This window comes from Roseovarius halophilus (ex Wu et al. 2025) (assembly GCF_047086965.1).
The window spans coordinates 1-262 of record NZ_JBKOTX010000650.1; the positions used below are offsets into that span (position 1 = coordinate 1).

Annotated in this window: 1 pseudogene; it reads right to left on the reverse strand. The window is 61.5% G+C overall.

Features of this window, described 5'->3' with window-relative positions:
• A pseudogene (locus ACH107_RS33890) lies at positions 1 to 228 on the reverse strand (hypothetical protein); the annotation flags it as partial.
• Positions 229 to 262 lie beyond the last annotated feature (34 nt).

The window sequence follows — 262 nt, forward strand, 5'->3', positions numbered from 1 at the left end:
CTGGTACTGGCTGGCCAGATCATCCGTGCTGGTGCTGGCCAAAGGTGGCGGTGACGTTTGGGTGGTGGCTGTTTGCTCAGCTGCTGGCTGCAAATCGGCAAAGAAATCATCCGGCAGATGTTCGGCGCGGATTTGCTGGTCATCGGCCATGGCCAGGGCAATCTGCAGGACGCTGCTCAGCTGGCGCAGGTTGCCGGGCCACGGGTGACGCTCGAACAGACTCAGCACCTCATGACTCAGTCCCGCCCATTGCTGTGGTTCG